The organism is Bacteroides thetaiotaomicron VPI-5482, assembly GCF_000011065.1.
Classification (GTDB): domain Bacteria; phylum Bacteroidota; class Bacteroidia; order Bacteroidales; family Bacteroidaceae; genus Bacteroides; species Bacteroides thetaiotaomicron.
The window spans coordinates 740,445-764,438 of sequence record NC_004663.1; the positions used below are offsets into that span (position 1 = coordinate 740,445).

Annotated in this window: 21 protein-coding genes; all 21 read left to right on the top strand. The window is 38.5% G+C overall.

The genetic code is table 11. The features are described 5' to 3' along the window. Positions 1-4: 4 nt before the first annotated feature. Positions 5-1,069: an NAD-dependent epimerase/dehydratase family protein gene (locus BT_RS02945; protein ID WP_011107344.1), complete on the top strand. Its 1,065-nt coding sequence runs from the start codon at positions 5-7 to the stop codon at positions 1,067-1,069. Between the two features lie 199 nt (positions 1,070-1,268). Further along, a complete protein-coding gene (gene wecB, locus BT_RS02950; RefSeq protein WP_011107345.1) occupies positions 1,269-2,480 on the top strand; it encodes a non-hydrolyzing UDP-N-acetylglucosamine 2-epimerase in 1,212 nt (403 codons plus the stop codon). A 19-nt stretch (positions 2,481-2,499) separates the two neighbouring features. Further along, positions 2,500-3,723, top strand: coding sequence for a nucleotide sugar dehydrogenase (locus BT_RS02955; RefSeq protein WP_011107346.1), 1,224 nt, complete (start codon positions 2,500-2,502; stop codon positions 3,721-3,723). Between the two features lie 92 nt (positions 3,724-3,815). Beyond that, positions 3,816-4,979 (top strand): polysaccharide pyruvyl transferase family protein, encoded by a 1,164-nt coding sequence (locus BT_RS02960; RefSeq protein WP_016267353.1) that lies wholly within the window; start codon positions 3,816-3,818, stop codon positions 4,977-4,979. A 178-nt stretch (positions 4,980-5,157) separates the two neighbouring features. Next, a complete protein-coding gene (locus BT_RS02965) occupies positions 5,158-6,168 on the top strand; it encodes a Coenzyme F420 hydrogenase/dehydrogenase, beta subunit C-terminal domain (protein ID WP_164927905.1) in 1,011 nt (336 codons plus the stop codon). 1 nt (position 6,169) lies between these two features. After that, positions 6,170-7,615, top strand: a complete 1,446-nt coding sequence (locus BT_RS02970; protein ID WP_011107349.1) for a lipopolysaccharide biosynthesis protein — start codon at positions 6,170-6,172, stop codon at positions 7,613-7,615. Positions 7,616-7,675: 60 nt separating this feature from the next. After that, positions 7,676-8,896: an O-antigen ligase family protein gene (locus tag BT_RS02975; RefSeq protein ID WP_011107350.1), complete on the top strand. Its 1,221-nt coding sequence runs from the start codon at positions 7,676-7,678 to the stop codon at positions 8,894-8,896. Positions 8,897-8,902: 6 nt separating this feature from the next. Then, on the top strand, positions 8,903-9,478 hold the full coding sequence (locus BT_RS02980; RefSeq protein WP_011107351.1) for a serine O-acetyltransferase: 576 nt from the start codon (positions 8,903-8,905) through the stop codon (positions 9,476-9,478). A 15-nt stretch (positions 9,479-9,493) separates the two neighbouring features. Continuing rightward, positions 9,494-10,654: a glycosyltransferase family 4 protein gene (locus tag BT_RS02985; protein ID WP_070750708.1), complete on the top strand. Its 1,161-nt coding sequence runs from the start codon at positions 9,494-9,496 to the stop codon at positions 10,652-10,654. Positions 10,655-11,185: 531 nt separating this feature from the next. After that, positions 11,186-12,325, top strand: coding sequence for a glycosyltransferase family 4 protein (locus BT_RS02995; protein ID WP_011107353.1), 1,140 nt, complete (start codon positions 11,186-11,188; stop codon positions 12,323-12,325). A 21-nt stretch (positions 12,326-12,346) separates the two neighbouring features. Then, complete coding sequence (locus BT_RS03000) at positions 12,347-13,537, top strand: glycosyltransferase family 4 protein (protein ID WP_011107354.1); 1,191 nt, start codon at positions 12,347-12,349, stop codon at positions 13,535-13,537. Positions 13,538-14,139: 602 nt separating this feature from the next. Next, positions 14,140-14,445: a sugar phosphate nucleotidyltransferase gene (locus BT_RS24520; protein ID WP_225011961.1), complete on the top strand. Its 306-nt coding sequence runs from the start codon at positions 14,140-14,142 to the stop codon at positions 14,443-14,445. Between the two features lie 312 nt (positions 14,446-14,757). Next, positions 14,758-15,351, top strand: a complete 594-nt coding sequence (locus tag BT_RS03010) for a sugar transferase (RefSeq protein ID WP_011107355.1) — start codon at positions 14,758-14,760, stop codon at positions 15,349-15,351. Positions 15,352-15,378: 27 nt separating this feature from the next. Continuing rightward, the gene (locus tag BT_RS03015; protein ID WP_011107356.1) at positions 15,379-16,653 is read left to right on the top strand and encodes a DegT/DnrJ/EryC1/StrS family aminotransferase; all 1,275 of its coding nucleotides are present in this window, start codon (positions 15,379-15,381) and stop codon (positions 16,651-16,653) included. A 222-nt stretch (positions 16,654-16,875) separates the two neighbouring features. Beyond that, complete coding sequence (locus BT_RS03020; protein ID WP_011107357.1) at positions 16,876-17,829, top strand: polysaccharide biosynthesis/export family protein; 954 nt, start codon at positions 16,876-16,878, stop codon at positions 17,827-17,829. 12 nt (positions 17,830-17,841) lie between these two features. Continuing rightward, entirely contained in the window at positions 17,842-20,280 is a 2,439-nt protein-coding gene (locus tag BT_RS03025) for a GumC family protein (protein ID WP_011107358.1), read from the top strand. Between the two features lie 156 nt (positions 20,281-20,436). Further along, positions 20,437-20,955 (top strand): HU family DNA-binding protein, encoded by a 519-nt coding sequence (locus BT_RS03030; RefSeq protein ID WP_011107359.1) that lies wholly within the window; start codon positions 20,437-20,439, stop codon positions 20,953-20,955. A 34-nt stretch (positions 20,956-20,989) separates the two neighbouring features. Continuing rightward, positions 20,990-21,082: a smalltalk protein gene (locus BT_RS03035; protein ID WP_008765124.1), complete on the top strand. Its 93-nt coding sequence runs from the start codon at positions 20,990-20,992 to the stop codon at positions 21,080-21,082. A 230-nt stretch (positions 21,083-21,312) separates the two neighbouring features. Further along, entirely contained in the window at positions 21,313-21,738 is a 426-nt protein-coding gene (locus BT_RS03040) for a SoxR reducing system RseC family protein (RefSeq protein ID WP_008765125.1), read from the top strand. A 6-nt stretch (positions 21,739-21,744) separates the two neighbouring features. Then, complete coding sequence (locus tag BT_RS03045; protein ID WP_008761242.1) at positions 21,745-22,626, top strand: Fe-S cluster domain-containing protein; 882 nt, start codon at positions 21,745-21,747, stop codon at positions 22,624-22,626. Positions 22,627-22,650: 24 nt separating this feature from the next. After that, the gene (gene rsxC, locus BT_RS03050) at positions 22,651-23,988 is read left to right on the top strand and encodes an electron transport complex subunit RsxC (protein WP_011107360.1); all 1,338 of its coding nucleotides are present in this window, start codon (positions 22,651-22,653) and stop codon (positions 23,986-23,988) included. The last annotated feature ends 6 nt before the right edge of the window (positions 23,989-23,994 follow it).

Below are 23,994 nucleotides of genomic sequence, written 5' to 3' on the forward strand. Positions count from 1 at the left end.
CTTTATGGTAACATACAATGTTAGTTTAGAGAACAAAGTGGTTTTGGTGACTGGTGCAGCCGGTTTTATCGGAGCCAATTTGGTGAAACGTTTGCTAAATGAGTTTGATAGCGTGAAAGTCATCGGTATTGATAGTATTACCGAATACTATGACGTACGTTTAAAGTATGAACGCTTACAAGAATTGTCTGCTTACGGTGACAGATTTGTTTTCATAAAAGACAGTATTGCTAAAAAGGAAATTGTTGAGTCTATTTTCACTAACTACCATCCTCAGGTAGTCGTGAATCTTGCTGCACAAGCTGGTGTACGTTATAGCATCACTAACCCTGATGCTTATATTGAAAGTAACCTTATTGGATTTTATAACATCTTAGAGTCCTGTCGTCATCATAGCGTGGAGCATTTAGTATATGCTTCTTCCAGTAGTGTGTATGGAAGCAATAAGAAAGTGCCTTATAGTACCGATGATAAGGTGGACAATCCTGTATCACTCTATGCTGCTACTAAAAAGAGCAATGAGTTAATGGCTCATGCTTATAGCAAGCTCTATAACATACCAAGCACAGGTCTGCGATTCTTCACCGTTTACGGTCCCTGCGGTCGTCCAGATATGGCATATTTTGGCTTTACCAACAAACTTCGTGAGGGTAAGACCATCCAAATATTCAATTACGGCAACTGTAAACGCGACTTCACCTATGTTGATGATATTGTAGAGGGTATTGTCTGTATCATGCAGCATGCTCCTGAGAAGAAAAATGGCGAGGACGGACTTCCAATCCCACCATACAAGGTATATAATATTGGTAACAACTCACCTGAGAATCTCCTTGATTTCGTGACCATTCTTCAAGAAGAGCTCATAGCAGCCAAGGTACTTCCTGATGATTACGATTTTGAGACACACAAAGAATTAGTGCCAATGCAGCCAGGTGATGTTTCTGTCACCTATGCTGACACAACTTCATTGGAACAAGATTTTGGCTTCAAGCCATCAATCTCACTACGTAAGGGCTTAAGGGCTTTCGCTCAATGGTACTCGAAGTACTATAAGTGTGAAGAGTAGTTTATGCTAAGTTAGTCGAAGTACCAATTACTATGGCACCTGCGAATATCCCCTTTAGACCTTCGTCTTTAGCCTTTCCTTTCCTCTTTCTCAAAATATTTAGTTACTGCTACTGTATTTTGCAACTTTTCTTCTAGTGATAATTCTGTGGTTAGGCTGCTTACAAAAGAATAAAAAATAAAATAATAACAGTCAAATTATGGCAAAGAAAGTTATGCTAGTTTTCGGAACCCGGCCAGAGGCAATCAAGATGTGCCCATTGGTAAAAGAGTTCCAGAAGCGCAACGATGAGTTCGAAACTATCGTATGTGTTACCGGTCAGCATCGTGAAATGCTTGATCAAGTTCTCAAAATCTTTGATGTGAAGCCTGATTACGACCTCAACATCATGAAGCAAGGTCAGGATCTTACTGATGTGACTGCACGTGTCCTCACCGGTCTTCGTGATGTGTTCAAAGAGTGTCGTCCAGATGTTGTACTCGTTCATGGTGACACCACTACCTCAATGGCAGGTGCCCTTGCAGCGTTCTATTCCCAGATTCCTGTAGGTCACGTGGAGGCAGGTCTTCGCACTCATAATATTTACTCTCCATGGCCAGAGGAGATGAACCGTCAGATTACAGGACGTATTGCTACCTATAACTTTTCTCCAACTCCACTTTCTGAGAGGAACCTGTTGGAGGAGAAAGCTCATGGCAACATCTATGTGACCGGTAATACCGTTATTGATGCCCTTTATATGGTAGTTAATAAACTTAAGACCGATGATGCGCTCGCTAAGGAGCAAGACAACGTACTTGTACAGGCAGGTTACGATGTAACACGTCTTGCTAACGGCAAGAAGCTTGTCCTCATCACTGGTCACCGTCGCGAGAACTTTGGTGACGGCTTCATTCGTATGGTAACTACAATGAAGGATCTTTCAGAAAAATATCTTGAGGTTGACTTCGTATATCCTATGCACCTCAATCCTAACGTGCGCAAGCCTATCCACGAAGTGTTTGGTGAAGATCTTACTCGTCCTAACTTTTTCTTTATTGAGCCACTTCAGTATCTCGAGTTTGTACACCTTATGAGTAGAGCTACTATTGTCTTGACCGATTCTGGTGGAATCCAAGAGGAGGCTCCAGGACTTGGAAAGCCAGTACTCGTAATGCGTGATACCACAGAGCGTCCTGAAGCACTTGCATCTGGTACTGTTCATCTTGTGGGAACAGATTATGATAAGATTATGAATGAGGTAAGCGTCCTCCTTGACGATGCAGCAGCATATGATGCTATGAGCAAAGCAGTTAACCCTTACGGTGATGGACAGGCTTGCTGTCGCATTGCAGACATCCTTGCTGACAAAGAGACAGAACGTTACGATGTCAATTTCATCCCAACAACAGAAAATAACAACAAAAAATAACTCATTAAAAATCAAACTCATGATTAATGTAATTGGATTGGGTTACATCGGTCTTCCGACCGCCCTTATGATGGCCTCTCACGGAGTTGAGGTCATCGGTACTGACTACAACGAGCAGCTCGTTAATACCCTCAATGCAGGTCACACCACCTTCAAAGAGGATGGTATCGACGAACTCTTTCATAATGCCCTCAAAGCTGGCATCAAGTTCACTACAGAGTACCAGAAGACAGACATATATGTCGTGTCCGTTCCTACACCATACGACAAGTTTTCAAAGAAGGTTGACGCATGCTATGTAGTAGCAGCTGTCAAGGAAGTGATGAAGGTTTGTCCTAAGGGAGCAACCGTAGTTATCGAGTCAACTGTCAGTCCAGGAACCATCGACAAGTTCGTACGTCCTGTCATCGAGGAGAACGGCTTCAAGATTGGTGAGGACATAAACCTTGTGCACGCTCCTGAGCGTATTATCCCAGGCAACATGATTTATGAGCTTCTTCACAACAACCGCACTATTGGTGCTGACTCGCGTGAGATTGGTGAGAAGGTAAAAGAGTACTATGCAAGCTTCTGTCAGGGTGATATTGTAGTAACCGATATTCGTACTGCGGAGATGACCAAGGTGGTTGAAAACACCTTTCGTGCAGTTAACATCGCTTTCGCTAACGAGCTTGCACGTATCTGTCGTCACGACAATATGAACGTATACGAGATTATCCGCATCTGCAACATGCACCCACGTGTAAATATTCTTCAGCCAGGACCTGGTGTAGGTGGGCATTGTATTTCTGTCGACCCATGGTTCCTCGTTGGAGACTATCCACAGCTCGCTAAGGTAATCGATGAGTCGATGAAGACTAACGATAGCCAGCCAACATTCGTTCTTGAGCGCATTTATGAGATCATGAAGGAGAACAATATCACCGATAACCGTAAAGTAGGCCTTTATGGGTTGACCTATAAGGAGAATGTTGATGACTTCCGTGAGTCTCCAGCCCTTCAATTACTCGATATTCAGCAGCGCCACTTAGCTCGTCCATTGAAGTGCTACGATCCTTTTCTCGAGAACCACAAGATTGCAGAGAATCAGTTCTCTGATTTCGATGAGTTCCTGAAGGATGTTGATATGGTAGTATTGATGGTTAAGCACGATCACATCAAGCACAACTGGGATAGGCTCAAGGGTAAGGTGATATTGGATTGCTTCAATATTTGTCCACTTGAGGGAGTTTATCACATTTAAAATATAAGGTTATTCGTCAGCACAGGTGGAGCACAAGCTTGCAGTTCGATTCTGCCTGACGGAGCAAATTAATAATAGTCAAATTTTAAACAATGAAAAGAGTTGGATTATTAATAGCTTATAAAAATCCAAATTATGGCACTATGCTTCAGGCATTTGCAACTCAATATATTGTTGAGTCTTTAGGGTGTGAAACAGAGATAATCGATTATACTGCAGATCGTTTTAACAAACATTATCCGCTTGATTTGGGCTTGTTTCGTTTTTTGATTGATGCTTATCAAGAAAAGAAGAAAAAGGCAGCACGCACAAAATTTAATGATGCAACTTTTCAAAATAACATTGCGAAAAGAAAAACTTCTTATGTAGAATTCATACATCGAAGATTACATAATATAAAGGAAGTTTCAGGTTTTTCAAATCTCTGTAAACTAGGTTCTGAATATGATGCTGTTCTTATTGGTAGTGACCAGAAATGGCATCCTGGATTCTCATTTGGAGTTGATTCTTCATTCCGTTTTGTGCCCAAGAGCGTTCGAACAATATCTTATGCAACTAGTCTTGGTGTTTCAGAATATCCAAAGAGCTATTGGAGAACATCTCGTAAAGCTTGGAGCAGGATAGACTATCTTTCTGTACGAGAAAAAACAGGAGCAGATATTATTTCAAAAGTATGTGATAATAATATTCACGCTGAGGTTGTTGTTGATCCTACCTATCTAATATCTTGCGAAGATTGGAAAAAGATTTTTCCAGTTGAAAAGAAATTTGAAGATAAGTATATTTTCTGCTATTTCTTAGGAAATGATGAAGAGTCAAAGAAATGTGCTCGTAGATATGCTAATTTGAAGGGCCTCAAACTTGTATCAGTAGTTAGTAACGAAAGTTATTCAGAAATAGACCAGGAATACGCAGATTTTCTAATGACAGGTGAGTCTCCAGACAGTTTCGTTAATTGGATAAGGGGGGCAGAATGTGTGTTTACAGATTCTTTCCATGGTACAGCATTTTCTATAATGAATGAAAAGCAGATATATGTGTTTTATAGGAAGAATACTGGAGTAAAGTTACAGCGTCATTCTAGAATCGATGATATCCTTTCTCTTTGGGAGATTAAATATAGATTAATTACAGATAAGCATAGGGAATGGGATAGTTATCAGGAACAGCCAATCGATTATACACTTGTTACCCAAAAGGTTCAATCAGAGCGCGAGAGATCAATGAAATTCTTGAAAGCAGCATTAACTTTTTAATATGTTGACATCCGGTTTATATCAAAGTAAGAATCAATGCTGTGGCTGTGAATTATGTTCTTGTGTCTGCCCGAAGAATTTAATTAGAATGCAACCAGATGACGAAGGCTTTCTGTATCCATATATAGAGACAGATGAGGGGTGTGTACATTGTAATAAATGTATAAAAATCTGCCCAATGAAGTCCTCTAATCGAAATGATATTGTATTGAAAGCTTCGTTTGGCGGGCAAACGCGAGATATTGATGGAACGAGATATAGTTCTTCTGGAGGCTATGCAACGGCCATCAGTAAGCAATTTATTTTGGAAAAGGGTGTTGTTGTTGGTGTACGTTATTCTTCTGATTTTTCAAAATCGGAATATGCAATAGCAGAAACTATTGAGGAATTAGAACAGTTTAGGACTTCTAAGTATATTCAAGCTGAGAAGGGTGGTATCTATCAAACGATAAGAAATATAAAAAGGAAAAAAATATTATTTATCGGTCTGCCATGTGAAGTTTCAGCTCTGTATAATTATTGGGGGCGTAACACAGATAATTTATATTCTATATCTTTGGTGTGTCATGGACCTACGACTCCTAAGGTGCAAAATCTTTTTGCAAGTAAATTAAAAGAAAATAATAATTCTCAGATAAAGTATTTCTCCGTAAGATATAAAGAGAGTGGTTGGAAACCATATTATATTTATGCCGATTTTGAAAATGGGAAACATCATCAAGAACTTTTTAAAGGAAGTAGTTATGAGATTGCTTTTCAGTATCTGAAGCGACCTTCATGTTCTTCTTGTAGATATAAACTTGGTGATCAAGAATTCGGACTCGTATCTGATTTAACACTTGGTGATTTTCATGCTGTAGAAAAAAATATGCTCCAATATAGTCCTTGGGGGGGGGTATCACAAGCGAGTGTTCAGTCGGAGAAAGGTGAATATTTGATTGATCTTGCAAGAAGGCAATGCAATGTTGAGTTCATTCCTGAAAAATATATAACTAAATATAATTATGCATTTCATCATCCTGTAGCTCAGAAGACAGGTAGAGAATCTTTTAAGCGTATACTTTTACGGGAGGGATTAGATTGTGCAGCAAAGAGTTTGCTGGTGCAAATCCCTACTTGTTATATTAATGCAAAAAGGAGAATAATATCATTCCTCTATAATGTAAAATCATATCTTATATCAAAGTAAAATGGGGAAAAGCTTAAAAAGCGTTTTTTTATCTGGAACAATGTGGACAGCTGCCGAAAATGTTATATTTACAGTATTAGGTATTGTACAATTGGCAATAACTAGTAGAATATTGTCTTCAACTGATTTTGGTGTCTATGCTATTGCTGTGTTTTTTACTGGCCTTGGAACAATTGCGTTTTCTATGGGATTAGGCCCAGCTTTAGTTCAGAAGAAAGGAGATATTAAAGACTATTTGGATACGGCTTGGTCTGCGAATTTATTAGCATCAATAGTAGCAACAATAGTTTTGGAATTTTTGATATTTCCAATATGCACTTATTATTACCATAATGAGGAAGGAGTGCTTCCATCTATGGTTATAATGTTAAGTGTTATATTCTCAGCAGGACAAAATCCTGCAATAGCATATTTTCAGAAGGAGATCAAATTAAAGAAATACTTCTATCTTAAAGTTTTTCCAAAAATTCTTAGTTTTGTTCTCGTTGTAGTTAGCGTGTACTACATGAAGTCTTATTGGGGATTAATTATTGCACTACTATCAGAATATTTGTTTAGGCTAATATATTCATTCTTTGTTTATCCATATAAAGTTAAGTTTGTTATTGACAAAGATAAATTTTATGAGCTATATAGATTTGGGGGGTGGTTGCAGTTGAAAAATATCACGTCATGGTTTACTACTAATATTGATGTTGCTATAGTCGGTAACGTTTTGGGTACAGCATCTCTTGGATTGTATAATCGTGCTCAAACAATTGCAGGTTATCCAAGAACTTTCGTTACAGGTGTGATTGATAATGTCGCCTTTCCACTTTATGCTCAGATAACAGACGATAAATCTAGGGTCGACCATGTCCTTAGTCAAATTCAGAATATTGTCATGTATCTTCTTTCCATGATGTGTATTGTGGTTGTGCTTTATGCAAAGCCTATTGTTCTTCTTGTATTGGGCAGTACTTGGGTGGAAATGGTTGAACCGTTTAAAATAATATTTGTATCATATGTTTTTCAAACTTTGTTGTTTTCATTTAATCCATTATTGAGAGCTTATGGCTTTACAAAACAGGAATTCAGATTTTATACAATCAAAATGTTAGTGATGATAGGGCTTCTTTATCCTCTCACTTATTGGTATGGTCTTATTGGTGCTGGCATTTCTATTCTTCTTGCTGTGATATGTGTATTTCCTTATTTGTTTTACACTATTAAGAAACTTACCCATGTTGAGTTGAGACAAATCTTCTATTCTTTTGGAATTTCTCTCTTTGTTTCATTTATTACAGTTGGTGTTTTTATGTATATACCAGATTTTGATGGTTTTTGGTGGGTGTTAGAAATGTTTATAGCAATAACTTTTGCGTCATTCTTTTATTTTCTTCTGGCTTTAATTCTTAAGAAAGGACCTGGGCTCGCTATATTGTCGCTTACTCACCTTAAAAAATAAGTTGTTGATTCAAGATCACTATATAACTGTTTGTTAATAAACAGGAGATTGCTAGAATATATGAAAATATTATTTTATTACTTATTATACTTGATATTTTTAATATCATCAATTCTTTATGGGTCTTTATATATTGGCCCTGTTACCCCCAGACAAATAATGTCTGTTGTTATGATAGTCGTTTGCATAAAGGAGGGTTATCTTTTTTTTGATAAATATGCAAAACTGTATTTTGGATTTGTGTTCTTTTATCTTGTCGCTTGTTTCTCTACAGGAGGTTTTGATATAGCTCTTAGAAATTTATTAAGTTATTACTTGGTTGCATTTGTAGGATATCAGTCAACTCGAATGATAATTTCAAAATATAGGGGGGCAAGGTTTGTTTTGTTATCTTTGCTTTCTATTTTTTTCGTTGATGCTGTCGTTACTTTAATTCAAATGTGGCAGCGGCCACTTTCATATATCATACTTGATACTTTAAATATTACAGCTGCTGATGAACTTTTAGAGAGAGCTGAACTCCGTGAGATGGATACTCTAGCAGGGCTTGCGGTTCCGGGCATTGTTGGCTCCGTATTAAATGGATATGTACTTGCAGTTTCGTGTGCTTTAATATTTTATAATAAGAGCGCTCGTTTAAAGTTCTGGAATATAATATTGTTAATGTTTTTCCTTGTTTCAGTGTTCGTTGTACAAGAACGAACTGCTTTGTTTGCTGCAGGCTTTGTTTCGATATTAATGATTGTTAAGTTAGTCGGTAGTTCTGAAGAGAAAAACAAAGTCAAATGGATATTTTTTTTTATAGCTACAATATTAATAATTGTATTTGGTAGCCCATTATTTTATGACAGTATTTTGGATGATGGATTTAGATATAGTGAATCGAGTTTCAGTATCAAAGAGGATGCTCGAAGTCATATTTGGTCTGAAGCCTGGGATTTTATTCAATCAACTCCAGTAGGCGGTATTTTTTATTATACTAACACTCACATTAAAATGCCTCATAATTTTTTTCTCAACGCTTTCATTTATGGTGGTATATTCGGTGGTTTGTTCCTTATCACTTTGTTTGTAGAACAAATGATAATTGTATTAAAAATACTAATCCAAAAGTTATCTGCGAATAATATTCTATCTCTAGTATTTGCTGGGGCCTACTTGGCATATAGTATTAATACAATGACTCATAATAGTTCTTTAGCAGATGGAAACCTATTGGTATGGTTATTATGGGGGGCTATTATTTCAACTCGTAATGGTATTAATAATATTAAGAAATAGTGTTTTATGATAAAAAATATTACTGATCTGCGTTATTATCATGAAAGTGATAGATTGGCCTGTAATAAAAGTGCAAAAGTGTCATTACGAGAAAGAATTCTTAGTTTCTTAGCACCTGATTATATTTCGGAATTCTTAAGAGAATTACGAATTGTTGAATATCTGTCCAATTGTTCTAATAGAGGAATTATGGGGAGGGCATTTCTTTTTTATCATCGATTAAAATTAAGAAAAATTCAATTGCATCTAGGTTTTTCTATACCTATTAATGTTTGTGGTCCAGGATTGTCCATCGCTCATTATGGTTCTATTATTATTTCAAGTAAAGCTAAGATTGGACGTAACTGTAGAATTCATTCATGCGTCAACATAGGGGCAAGTAGAGGCAAAAACGGTGCTCCCATAATTGGGAATAATGTGTACCCAGGGGCAATATTGTTTGGTGATATAACTATTGCTGACAATGTAAGTATAGGAGCTAATGCAACTGTAAATCGCTCGTTCACTGAGTCAAATGTTGTTATTGCTGGGACACCAGCAGAAATTGTTAAAAGAAATGTTCCTGCATGGAATGAAGTATAATTTATTTGTATAGTAATGAATATTTGTATTGTATCAACTGATTATCCTGCTCCATCTCATCCAAAATATGTTTTTGTTGAGCAGTTGGTAAATGAAATGGTTAATCAAGGGGTTGATATATCTGTTATCGCTCCTCAAAGTATAACACGCCATTTACTAAAAGGAGACCCTCTGCTAGCAGTGGATTCTGAAAAGAAAATTGGTAATCGAAGTTATCATATTTATCGTCCGAAATATTTAACCCTTGGAAATGCTCCAAGATGGATACAAAACATATTAGAATGGTTAAGATATAAAGTCATCTTGAGAGTAATCACAAAACATAATTTAAAGCCCGATGCTATTTATGGCCATTTTTGGCAAAATGCTTTTGATATTAGAAAGTATTGCTATAAGAATGGTACACCATTGTTTGTTGCTTGTGGTGAAGGAGATACAGCATTGGAGGATCTTGTCAATTCGTTATCTTTTGCAGAAAAGAAAAGGCTTTCCAATGCGGTAACAGGCGTCATAAGTGTATCAAGTCTTAATAAAAGGAAGTGTATAGAATATGGGTTGTCAAAAGCTGAGGATATTGTTGTTCTTCCTAACTCTGTAAATTCTTCTCTTTTTTCTGATATAAATCCTCTTAATAGGAATTCACTTGGAGTTTTTGATGATGATTTTTTAATTGTTTTTACCGGTGGTTTTATCCATCGTAAGGGGGCTTCTAGACTTGCTGCTGCAATTGATAAGATTGGTGATAAAAGGATAAAAGTTATTTTTATAGGAAAGCCAGTACCAGGAGACGATGCGACACCTCATTGTAATGGAATAGTTCATATTGGAGCATTAGAACATGATGATATCCCTTCTTATCTCAGTGCTGCTGATGTGTTTTGTTTACCTACTTTGAATGAAGGCTGCTCTAATGCTATAGTAGAGGCCATTGCATGTGGACTTCCTATTATATCTTCAAACTTACCATTTAATGATGATATATTAGATAGTTCTAATGCTTTACTAGTAAACCCAGAAAGTGTCGATGATATCGCTTCTGCTATTAAACAATTAATGGATAATTCTGATTTAAGACAAAAGTTAGCAGAAGGATCTAAAGAAAAGGCTAAATCATTACGGATTGAATTTAGAGCAAAAAAAATAATTGAATTTATAAATAGACAGATGCAAAAGTAATCGATAAATGAGAGATTTTATTAGTAGCTTAATACATTTCTTTATTGAAATAAAAATATGGACACCGTGTCATATGCTGAAACGACTATGTTGCAAATGTTTTATGAAGAAATCCGACATGCTAAGTTTTATATTCAGGAATGTAGACATTTGAAGTCTGCAACGTATTACAATTGATAGAAATTGCAATATTTACAAATAACGTGTACTTGATGGACGAGCGATTTTACAATCAGTGATAATGTTGATATAGTAAATATTCTTGGGTTTGACCGGCGTGAAATGATTATAATAGTTCTGATTAAACTCCTGTCGCGAGTAACGTTACTATCGAAGATTATGTATGGATTGCTTCAAGAATAACAATTTTGCCAAGTGTAACAATAGGAAGAGGCGCAGTTGTTGCATGTGGCATGGTTGTAACAAGAGATGTTCCTCCTTTGGTTATAGCGGGGTACCTTCTAAGATTATTGGACGGCGAAAAGATAATATGAAATATAAGTTAGGCGATCGCCTATGGTTTAAATAAATATGAAATATTTGTTAGTTGATTTGTCGGGAAAGGTCGATAATTATGACAAGGCTTTATACCAAGCATTAGAAAAAGAATTGTCGAATGAAAAATCATCAATACAACTTTTGATTCCTGGTCATGGTTTAATTAGACTAATCCCTAATAAATTCAGTCAAACTGAATTTATTGTAAAGAGATTAATAAAGGCATTGGAGGGAGGGATTAATTACATTTACTTGCTTTTACATGTTGCTTTTAAGAAAATTGATACTATTCATTTCCAATGGTTACCTTTTGTTGAAGTAGTTGGTATAGAAAAATATATTCTTTATTTGCTACATGTACTATCACCTCAAACGAAGGTTATTTTAACGATACACAATATTTATCCTCATGGTGTGAAAAGTATGAGCGATAGCGGAAAACAAAAATATAAGAAGAGGTTTCGTGATACTTGCAGGAATATAGATAACATCATTGTTCATACGGAGTCATCTAAAATGGAAGTAATCAAAGAATTTGATTTTGTTCCTGATATTATCAGTATTGTTCATCATGGAGTTTTTATTCCTAAGATTAGGATCTCCAAGAAAGAATTTTTGCAAAAAAATAAATATGTTATATTACAGTTTGGTTTGCAAACCTATTATAAAGGAACTGATATTTTAGTTGATGCAGTTAACTTATTGCCTGCTGAATATAGTGAAAAGATTGAAACTAGAATAGTTGGTGGTGTCGGTGAAAGCTATTTACAGGAACTTAAAGGTAAAGATTCTAACTCCCTTATTCATTGGAAATCTTACTTTTTGTCTAATGATGAACTTTATGAAGAGATAAATAATAGTGACGTTTTAGTCCTTCCTTATAGAGAAATATCACAAAGTGGCGTTCTGTTGTTATCTATTTATTTTGAAAAAAATATAATCTGTTCGGACTTACCTTCTTTTGTAGAAACGATTCATGGTGATCAGGACAATTCGTTGGATCATGATTTTTTCTTCAAAAATAATGATCCGTCTTCTCTATGCGAATTACTTATGCGCTATATTGATAGTAATATTAATAATGAGAAGATACAATACAGGATTAAGCATCTGAAGAATTTGTATTCATGGGAGAATGCAGCTAAAGCTACTATTAGTATATATAGAAAATAAACAATTATTAAATATACAGAAATGAAAATTGCATTATTGACACAATACTACAAACCAGAAATGGGTGCACCTCAGAATCGTTTGTATGAAATGATTCATGGTCTTAAGGAATGTGGTAATGAAGTATGCATAATCACAGGTATGCCCAATTACCCTATGGGGAAGATATTTGATGATTATAGAGGTAAGATTACATGCACTGATCAAATAGATGGTGTAGAGATTAAAAGATATTGGCTCTATGCATCAAATACAAAGAAGGTGATTCCTAGAATTTGGAATATGGTATCTTTCTCATTTATGGTGCTATTCTCTTTACGCTATCTGAAGAGTAAGCAATTGGATTATTTAATAGTTGAAAGTCCTCCTTTGACGTTAGGGCTTGTTGGAAAATGGTTAGCCAAGCACGCACATTGTAAATTTATTGCAAATATCTCTGATATTTGGCCTTTGTCTGCGAAAGAATTGGGTGCGATATCAGAAGGAAAGCTTTATCATATTCTTGAGAATCTTGAGCATAGAATTTATAAGGGGGCTTATATTTCTATGGGGCAATCTCAGGAGATTGTTGATCATATTGCTTCCCACGGTGGCAATAAAACCTATCTGTTTCGGAATGGAGTAGATCCTACAAGATTTGCAGATATTAAGGTGCATAAGATTAATGATGGAAAAGTTAGATTGGTTTATGCTGGTTTGCTTGGATTCGCTCAAGGGGTTGCTGATATCTGCAAGTCCATCAATTTTGCTGAGATGGGTATGGAATTTCATATTTATGGTTCAGGTGGCGAGCAGAAGGAGATTGAAGCATTTATAGCTTCTCATCCCAATAATGGTATTATATATCATGGTGTCGTTGCTAGAGAAGAATTACCTTTTCGATTGAAAGAGGCTGATATGACGCTGATTCCGTTAGTCAAAAATATCTATGGAGCAGTTCCTTCTAAAATTTATGATTCTATGGCTGCAGCTTTACCTATTATGTTTGTTGGAGAAGGTGAGGGGGCCCGTATTGTGAAGGATAACAATATCGGATTGGTGGCCCATTCTAAAGACTATGAAGGATTAAAAGATAATATTAAGTATGCAGTATCTCATCCTGAGGAAATGAAAGTGATGGCAAAGAACTGCGTTGATTGTGCTGAGAATAAATTCAATCGTCCTAAACAAATCTTGTGTCTAAACGATTACTTGAAGGATAATCTTAAGTAAAATATTAAGCTATTTGAAAAGACGATTTCCAATAAATGGAATTAATAGTTAGGAAAAATCTGCTCCTAGCATTATTATGAGTATCTCTTTTTAGGCAGGATTTTAACAGATTGCTTACATTTCAATTGAATGCAAATGAGTGGAATTATTGGTTTGATTTTGCTGTTGATCATGGAGTGCAAGTTTTTGCTCTTGAGGCTATTAAAGGAAGAATATTAATAAATGCGAGCAATTGTGTAGACGAAGTCTTAACTCTGTCATTAATGAAATAACCAGCTAGCCTAATATTGTTCAACAGAATTTTAGACATAGCATCAAAAAACAACTTAGGGATTTGCAGCTAATCTTAGCTGAACCTGTTGTACGCAATGTAGTTCCTTGCATTGTTTGGATTTGCTGGAGTATCTGTAAGGAAGAAGCTAACGCTAACTTGTTGTTACTCCTACAGATGTAATAGTGATGAATCGAGAGGAGTTCAGGCGTGTTATAAAGAATGCGCTAATTTATACAGAGAAGAACAATGATATCGTAACTATCAGTATCAAGCCATTTTGTCTTGAAACTAGTTATGGATATGTCGAGTCTTCCTTAGGGAGGAGAAGATTCATAGCGTAAATGAATTCAAGGAGAAGCCAAACCTTGAAACAGCAAAGAAATATCTTGTTGCTGGCAATTATTTTTGGAATACAGGTATATTGGTATGGAGTGCCAATACCATTACAGAATGCATTAGTAAGTATAAACCAAGTATTGTAGAGGAGATGGATGCTATTATTGCCTCAGAAGTTTCAGAAATTTCAAAGGTTCGAGAGATTTTTCCGAATGTAGAAAAGGTCTCTGTTGTTTATGCAGTCATGGAGCCTGTATCCTGTATCAAAGGTTGGTATGGTATATATTCATCCTGCTGATTTCGGATGGAGCAATCTTGGTAATTGGGCTTCGTTACATGATAAACTTCAAAAAGATGAATTTATAATGGCGCAATTGGTAACATTTACGTGTACGAATGCAAGAATTATGTGGTTTATGTAGAAGATACAAATAAGGTTGTGTTTCAGGGTTTAGATGGATATATTGCCTCTGAGAAAAATGGTTATATTCTTATTTGTCAGAGAAGTGAGGAACAGAGAATTAAAGAGTATAAAGGTTATGATAGGTAGTACGGAGGACATAAGCCTATGATTCGATGTTATTGCCTGTGAGAATGAATAATAAGTTATATGAAACGATTATTTGATATAGTAGCGAGTGGAATTGGGCTTGTGCTGTTGGGCCCATTGTTTTTAGTCCTTGCCATTTGGATCAAGATGGATTCAAAAGGCCCTGTGTTCTATCGTCAGGTGCGTGTAGGCAAGAACAATAAGAATTTCCGTATTTTAAAGTTTCGTTCCATGCATGTAGGGGCGGACAAAGGATCATTGGTGACTATTGGTGGGCGTGATTCTCGGATTACACGCTCTGGGTATTACATCCGCAAATATAAGTTTGATGAAATACCTCAATTAATCAATGTGCTTATCGGCGACATGAGTTTGGTAGGCCCTCGTCCTGAGGTTCGCTATTATGTGAATTATTGGACTTCAGAGCAGATGCACGTGTTGGATGTACGTCCAGGTATTACAGATCCTGCAAGTATCAAGTTCCGTAATGAGAATGAACTGATGGAAAAGGCTGAGGCCCCAGAGGATTACTACATCAATGTGATTATGCAGGAGAAGATCAAGCTTTACCTGGAGTATGTTGAGAACGCTAGTTTTTGGTATGACATTAAGCTGATCTTTATGACATTCAAAGTGATAATTACTGAAAGATAAACAATAACTTTTAAAACATACAGTAAAATGAGTACTGATTTTAAAAAAAGGAACGTGTTTTTCAGTCCTCCAGATATGACGGAAACTGAAACGAGATTGGTAGTAGAGGCTATCATGAGTGGTTGGATTACTACTGGTCCTAAGACAAAAGAATTTGAGAAGAAGATTTCGGCATACGTACATACTGATAAGACTGTATGTCTGAATTCTGCAACAGCTGCTATGGAACTTGCGCTTCGTCTGATTGGAGTGGGGCCTGAGGATGAGGTAATTGTGCCTGCATATACTTATACGGCTAGTGCAAGTGTGACTCAGCATGTGGGGTGCCACTTAGTGATGGTAGATAGCAACGAGGAAAACCAGCAGATGGATCTACAAAAGTTGGCTGAGGCTATCACAGAACGTACTAAGGTGATTGTGCCTGTTGATCTAGGTGGTGTGGTATGTGAGTATGACAAGATTTTGGAGATCCTTGAGCAGAAGAAGGGTTTGTTCCGTCCTACTAATGAATTACAGAAGAAGATTGGGCGTGTGATAATCAGTTCGGATTGTGCTCACGCTTTTGGTAGCGAGTGGAAAGGTAAGATGGCTGGTGAGATTGGAGACTTCTCTTCCTTCAGTTTCCATGCTGTTAAGAATTTGACTACGGCAGAAGGTGGCGCACTTACTTGGCATCTACCATTTGGAAACGAACCTATAATAATGGATATAGATACTACTATTCCTGTCTTCGAGGGAGAGACATGGAATGAATTTCTGTACCGCAAGTGCCAGTTGTTCAGTCTCCATGGACAGAACAAGGATGCTTTGGCAAAAACTAAGCTCGGATCATGGGAGTATGATGTGATTGGCCCTTGGTATAAATGTAATATGACCGACATCATGGCTTCGCTTGGTTTGGCTCAGATGGAGCGTTACGATACAATGCTTCAGAAACGTCAAAAGTATGTAGAGCGTTTCAATGAGGCTTTTAAGGAACTGAATGTGGCTGTTCTCGACCATAAAGGGGCTGAGCATTGTTCAAGTCATCACCTTTACATCATCCGTTTGTTAGGCAAGACTCGTGAGCAGGTGAACGATGTTATCACTAAGATGGCAGAACGTGGCATCGCTACCAACGTGCACTACAAGCCGCTACCTATGATGACTGCCTATAAGACTCTCGGTTTCGACATTAAGAACTTTCCCAATGCCTACAAGATGTTCGAGAATACAATGACACTTCCACTTAACACTAAGATGACAGAGGAGGATGTAGAGTATGTTATCGAGAACTTCGTAGATATCGTAAAGTCCCTCTAATCTCATTTAGATTCTCCAATGAAAAAAGTAGTAATAGGGGGATTATGTGCATACTTCTTTTAGGTACAGAGGACAGATAAGACAAGATGTGAGTTTTTGAGTTCAATAATTAATGGAAAAGATGATTGATAAAGATTTTCCAAAAGGGTTATTAACTCAGGCGGCTGAATTGCCATCCTTGCGTTGTAATTATGACTTATGTAATTTGACACATTACAATGAATGCTGAATGCTTTGCAGGCACAAACGGAAGTGTCTATTTATCAATATGAAAATACTGGAGAAGCTGTAACGTGTCTTGCAGGTAAATTGGAAGAAGTTATCTATGGAGGAGTAAATAAAATTTATAATTATAGTATTAAAAACAATAGAAAGAAATATATGAAGAAAATGAAACAACTAGGCTATTGCCTATTGGTAGCTTTTCTGTTAACAGCCTGCCAGTCTTACAAAAAAGTACCTTACTTGCAGGATGCAGAAGTAGTACTGTATAGTACCCAGAATGAACAACTGTACGATGCAAAGATTATGCCAAAGGATTTGTTAACCATTGTGGTGTCATGTACTAGTCCAGAATTGGCGGCGCCTTTCAATTTGACTGTTGCAACGCAGAATAATATGGCTTTGAATTATGCCACCACTCAGCCAGTCTTACAACAGTACTTGGTGGATAATGAAGGTAATATCAATTTTCCAGTGTTGGGTGAACTACATGTGGGTGGATTAACGAAGAAAGCAACAGAGCAAATGATTGTGGAAAGGCTGAAACCTTATATAAAAGAAACTCCTATTGTAACAGTACGTATGGTGAATTATAAGATTTCCGTAATCGGCGAAGTTGCCCGTCCTGGTACGTTCACGATTTCTAATGAAAAAGTGAACATTCTGGAAGCTTTAGCTATGGCAGGAGATATGACTGTATACGGTTTGCGTGATGATGTTAAGCTGATACGGGAGAACGCCAATGGTAAGCAGGAAATTATTCCGTTGGACCTGAATAAGGCGGAGACTATTCTTTCTCCTTATTATTATTTGCAGCAGAATGATATCATCTACGTGACGCCTAATAAAGCGAAAGCACGAAATTCGGATATCGGAACTAGTACAAGCTTGTGGTTCTCTGCTACTTCAATCCTTGTTTCTATTGCCAGTTTATTGTTTAACATCTTGAAATAAAAAGAAAGGGTTATGAAGGAAGAAAATCAAAACGTGAAGGAACGTGAATTGACTGAGGATCAGATTGATTTCCGAGCGCTTCTTTTTAAGTATATTATTCATTGGCCCTGGTTTGTAGGGGCAGTGTTGCTATGTTTTGTTGGCGCGTGGTTTTATTTGCATTGGGCTACCCCCATTTATAATATTTCCGCCACTGTTCTCATAAAAGACGAGAAGAAGGGTGGAGGTGCAGGACTTTCTTCGGAATTGGAGGATATGGGGTTAAGTGGTGTGATGACTTCTTCTAAAAATATTGATAACGAGTTGGAAGTTTTACGTTCGAAAACACTCGTAAAAGAGGTTGTTAATCAGTTGGGATTGTATATAACTTATAAAGATGAGGATGAATTTCCTGCTAAAGGTTTATATAAGACTTCTCCGGTGCAGGTGAGTCTGACATCTCAGGAGGCTGAAGAATTGAATGTACCAATGATGGTGGAGATGACCTTACAGCCTGAAGGTAGTATGGATGTGAATGTGACTGTAGGTGAGAAGGGTTATCAGAAGCATTTTGAGAAGTTGCCTGCTATCTTTCCGACTGATGAAGGCACGCTGGCCTTCTTTCAGGCGGCTGATTCGGTAACTTTACAGGATGGAACGAAAGTTCCTCGGATAGAGAAGAATATACGCCATATAACTGCGACAATAAACAAACCGATGAGAGTGGCAAAAGACTATTGTAAAAACTTGTCTATTGCCCCTACTTCTAAGACTACTTCTGTAGCCGTAATTTCGTTGAAGAACTCCAGTTTGCAGCGTGGACAGGACTTTATCAACCAGTTGCTTGAAATGTATAATCGCAATACGAACAATGATAAAAACGAAATCGCTCAGAAGACGGCGGAATTTATTGATGAACGTATTGGCATTATCTCAAAAGAATTGGGTAGTACGGAAGCTAATTTGGAATCTTTCAAGCGTGATGCAGGTATCACGGATTTGACGAGTGAAGCTCAGATAGCCTTAGCTGGTAATGCTGAGTATGAAAAGAAGAGCGTAGAGAACCGTACTCAAATCAGTTTGGTGAATGACTTGCGTAAGTATTTGCGAGGCAATGAATACGAAGTCTTGCCGAGTAATGTAGGTTTACAGGATGCTGCCTTGATTGGAGCCATTGAACGTTATAACGAAATGCTTATTGAGCGTAAACGCTTGCTACGCACATCAACAGAAAATAATCCCACGATTGTGAATCTAGATACGAGTATCCGTGCTATGAAAGCCAATGTACAGGCTACCCTTGAAGGAACCTTGCAGGGACTGATGATTACCAAAGAGAGCCTTGACCGTGAAGCGAGTCGTTATTCCCGTCGTATCAGCAACGCTCCGGGTCAGGAACGTGCTTATGTGAGTATTGCCCGTCAGCAGGAGATCAAGGCAGGATTGTATCTGATGTTGTTACAGAAACGTGAAGAGAATGCTATTGCGCTTGCTGCCACTGCGAATAATGCGAAGATCATTGATGAAGCGATAGCTGATGATATCCCGGTATCTCCCAAACGCTCTATGATCTATTTGATTGCATTGATGCTTGGTGTTGGAATTCCGGTTGGTATCATCTACTTGATTGAACTGACGAAATTCAAGATCGAAGGTCGTGCCGATGTGGAGAAACTAACGAGTGTTCCTGTTGTCGGTGATATTCCATTAACTGATGAGAAGAATGATAAGAATGGTTCTATCGCTGTCTTCGAGAACAAGAATAATCTGATGAGTGAAACCTTCCGTAATATTCGAACCAATCTTCAGTTTATGCTCGATAATGATCAGAAGGTTATCCTTGTGACCTCGACTGTCAGTGGTGAAGGAAAATCGTTTGTTTCGTCGAACCTGGCTATCAGTCTTTCTCTTTTGGGAAAGAAAGTGGTGATTGTCGGACTCGATATTCGTAAGCCGGGGTTGAATAAAGTATTCCAGCTCTCTAATAAGGAGAGAGGTATTACTCAGTATCTTTCCAATCCTGAGACGGATTTGATGGAACTTGTTCAACCTTCTGATGTGAATAAGAATCTGTTTATTCTTCCGGGTGGTACTGTTCCTCCTAATCCAACGGAACTGTTGGCTCGTAACGGTCTGGACAGAGCGATAGAAACCTTGAAGAAGAACTTCGATTATGTCATCCTTGATACTGCTCCTATCGGCATGGTAACGGATACCTTATTAATAGGTCGTGTAGCAGACTTGTCAGTTTACGTATGCCGTGCTGACTACACTCATAAGGCAGAATATACATTGATCAATGAACTGTCTTTTGAGAAGAAGCTGCCTAATCTTTGTACCGTCATCAACGGCGTAGACCTGAAGAAGCGAAAATATGGTTATTACTACGGCTACGGTAAGTATGGCAAACACTACGGCTATGGTAAACGTTATGGTTACGGCTATGGATATGGTCAAGATACAAAAAGATAAATATCTGAATATCTATGAATTATAACTTTTCTCAGAAAAAGAGCCCCGCAAGGGGCTTTTCTTTTTGTTATCTGAAATAAAAGCCTCACCTTTGCATTGTTGATCAACAAAACGTGAATAAAATAACTTGAATTTGAATCTTTAAAAAAACGTATTATGAGTGTAATTTACAAAGTTGTTACGCGACCATCTGACCCGCGTGTTCCCAATTCTCCCAAGAAATATTATCCGCATCTGATCACTTTAGGTCAGTCTGTCAATCTGAAATATATTGCGCAGAAAATGCAGGGCTATTCTTCTTTATCCATCGGTGATATCAAGAGTGTGATTCAGAATTTTGTGGAGAAAATGAAAGAGCAACTTCTGGAAGGTAAGTCTGTGAATATCGAAGGCTTGGGTGTATTTATGCTGACTGCTTGTTCGAAAGGGGCGGATGCAGCGAAAGATGTCAATGCTAAAAGTGTGGATAGCGTACGCATCTTCTTTCAGGCGAATAAGGAACTGCGTATCACGAAGACGGCTACCCGTGCAGATGAAAAACTGGATTTGATCAGTCTGGATGAATATCTGAAGAAGTTGAATGCCTCTGTGACTCCGAATGATCCGGATGATGGTGAAAATGGCGGTGGTGGAAATGAAGGAGGAGATGAGGAAGCCCCGGATCCGACTGTATAATCTGAAAAGCTTAAAAAGAAAGGAGGAAAAATCTATGAAGAAAACTTGGAGTGTAGTTTTGAAAGTAATCATTGCTGTAGCCGGTGCGATTGCCGGAGTACTGGGAGTACAGGCTGCATCATTGTAAGCAGCATTCAGTAAATAAAGTAATTGGTTAGATAAGACAGGCAGGCGGGAAGAACTTTCCCGCCTGCTTTGTTGTATGCTAAAATATCAAATAGTTGGCGTTACTTTTTCGTGTGCGATAACGAAAACACAAAAAATAACATTTTATTATGTAGAAAAAAATGAGGGAATGCTTCGTAGTTCACAAATAATGATTAAATTTGCCGCGATTTGTAATGTTGAGTTTGCAAAATGACGAATAATACTATAAAGCATCTAGGTATTGTGGAAAACATACAGGGTTCTCATCTGTCGGTGAGAATCGTTCAGACGTCGGCTTGTGCGGCTTGTAGCGCAAAAGGACACTGTTCTTCGGCGGATAGTAAAGACAAAATCATAGATATAACGGATGTTACAGCTGCTTCCTATCAGGTAGGAGAGCGGGTGATGGTGATCGGCGAAACGTCGATGGGCATGATGGCTGTAACCCTTGCATTCATAATTCCTTTTGTACTTCTGATTGTTTCCCTGTTCGCATGGATGGCGTTGATAGGGAATGAACTGTATGCGGCTCTTCTTTCTCTGGCAGTTCTTATTCCTTATTATTTCGTATTGTGGCTCAATAAAACGCGAATGAAACAACATTTTTCATTTACTATAAAACCAATAAATAACTAAAACATTATGAATTTGATTCTGATTGCAGTGATTTCATTGGGAGCTATAGCGCTCGTGCTGGCCGCTATTCTTTATGTAGCTTCCAAGAAATTTGCCGTGTATGAAGACCCGCGGATTGCCCAGGTGGGGGAAGTGTTGCCCCAGGCAAACTGTGGTGGATGTGGCTATCCTGGTTGTAGCGGATTTGCCGATGCTTGCGTCAAAGCCGGTTCGCTGGATGGTAAATTCTGCCCTGTAGGCGGTCAGCCTGTCATGGCACAAATTGCTGATATTCTCGGACTGGCAGCTACTGAAGCTGAACCGATGGTAGCAGTAGTAAGATGTAACGGAAGCTGTGCCAACCGTCCGCGTATTAATCAATACGACGGTGCGAAGAGTTGCGCTATTGCCGCTTCATTGTATGGTGGAGAAACAGGTTGTAGCTACGGATGCCTCGGATGTGGCGACTGTGTGGCTGCCTGCCAGTTCGATGCTATCCACATGAATCCTGAAACGGGACTTCCGGAAGTGGATGAAGCCAAATGTACAGCTTGTGGCGCTTGTGTAAAGGCTTGTCCGAAGGCGATCATCGAGATTCGTCCGCAAGGCAAGAAATCACGCCGTGTGTACATCTCTTGTGTGAACAAAGACAAGGGAGCCGTAGCACGTAAGGCTTGTACAGTGAGCTGTATCGGCTGTGGTAAGTGTGTCAAGACTTGTCCGTTCGAAGCCATTACGCTGGAGAACAACCTGGCTTACATCGATCCGAACAAGTGTAAATCATGTCGTAAGTGCGTGGAAGTTTGTCCGCAGAACACAATTATCGAGCTGAACTTCCCTCCACGTAAACCGAAGGCGGAAGAAGCACCGAAAACAGTTGCTGCAGAAGCTCCGAAGGTAACAGAATAATAACAGAATAAAATACAGAATTGTATGTTAAAGACATTTTCAATTGGTGGAGTTCATCCACACGAAAATAAATTGTCGGCACATCAACCTATCATCACAGCGGAAGTTCCTGCAAAGGCAGTTATTCTGTTGGGGCAGCACATTGGCGCACCTGCCAAACCGATAGTAGCAAAAGGTGATATGGTGAAGGTAGGCACGAAGATTGCCGAACCTGCCGGCTTCGTTTCGGCAGCAATTCACTCTTCTGTCAGTGGAAAAGTGGCGAAGATTGATACAGTAGTCGATGCGAGCGGTTATGCAAAACCTGCTATCTTTATTGATGTAGAAGGCGACGAATGGGAAGAAACCATTGACCGTAGCAAGACACTGGTCAAAGAATGTGAGCTTTCGTCCGAAGAAATCGTGAAGAAGATTGCCGATGCCGGTATCGTAGGTTTGGGTGGTGCTTGTTTCCCTACACAGGTGAAACTTTGTCCGCCTCCTTCGTTCAAGGCAGAATGTGTGATTATCAATGCGGTGGAATGTGAACCGTATCTGACTGCCGACCATCAGCTGATGCTGGAACACGCGGAAGAAGTCATGGTAGGTGTCTCCATTCTGATGAAAGCCGTGAAGGTAAATAAGGCATTTATCGGAATTGAGAATAACAAGCCGGATGCTATTGAACTGATGACGAAAGTTGCTTCCAGTTATGCAGGCATCGAAGTTGTTCCTTTGAAAGTGAAATATCCTCAGGGTGGTGAGAAACAGCTGATTGATGCGATTACCAAACGCCAGGTGGCAAGTGGTGCGCTGCCTATCTCTACTGGGGCAGTTGTGCAGAATGTGGGTACGGCATTTGCTGTTTATGAAGCTGTTCAGAAAAATAAACCGTTGTTTGAGCGTGTGATTACCGTAACTGGTAAGTCTGTGGCCAAACCTTCCAACTTCCTGGCGCGTATCGGTACACCGATGAAACAGCTGATTGATGCTTGTGGCGGTCTGCCGGAGGATACGGGAAAAGTGATCGGTGGCGGTCCGATGATGGGTAAGGCTCTGATGAATATCGAAGTTCCTACCGCAAAAGGCAGTTCCGGTATCCTGATTATGAATCAGAAGGAAGCCAAACGTGGTGAAGCACAAACCTGTATCCGTTGTGCAAAGTGTGTGAGCGCTTGTCCGATGGGACTGGAGCCGTACTTGCTCGGAGCTTTGTCCGAAAACGGAGATTTTGAAACAATGGAAAAAGAAAGAATCATGGATTGTATCGAGTGCGGTTCCTGTCAGTTCACTTGTCCTGCCAACCGTCCGCTGCTTGATTACTGCCGCTTGGGTAAGGGTAAAGTAGGAGCTATGATTCGTGCACGTCAAGCTAAAAAATAACGAAGT